At 45.9% G+C, this 551-nt stretch carries 1 pseudogene; it reads right to left on the reverse strand.

The window, feature by feature from the left end:
- A pseudogene (locus R7Q46_RS29445) lies at positions 1-551 on the reverse strand (ABC transporter permease); the annotation flags it as partial.

A 551-nucleotide genomic window follows, 5' to 3' on the forward strand; every position in this document is an offset into this window, starting at 1 on the left:
TCCAACGTCTGCTCGCGCCAAGGCTTTTCAACATTGCGATGGTTTGAGTTCGGCTATTCACGTAGTTTTGGCAAGTAAGAACCAACGTTGTCGCGGCCATAATTATGACGATAGCTACGGTCAATGATAAATACTGTGTAGTTCGATCAAAAACTTCATTGCTGCGACTCGCGGTATCTTGAGTACGCCAGCGATCACTTGGTGACAGAACTGTCTTATCTTGGAGTTGCTTTAGCGCCGCATTGTCAGCTTTTAGAAACAGTCGATACTGCACTCGACTGCCGACTTGTATCGCGCCTGTTTTTTCTACGTCGCTTTGGTGAATATACGCCGCAGGCATTTGTTGGAATGGATTGAAACTTAAACCCGGCTCCATCAGCACGGCACCTGAAACGGTGAAATCTGCATCACCAATGGTGACATTGTCACCTTTGTTAACTTCTAATTGAGCCATAATGCGTTCGTCTAACCAAAGCTGGTTAGGCTTCACGCGACCTGACTCATTCCCATCTAAAACCAACTCTCCCATTAAAGGATAACTTTCATCGACA

Source organism: Vibrio sp. 811, from assembly GCF_033339195.1.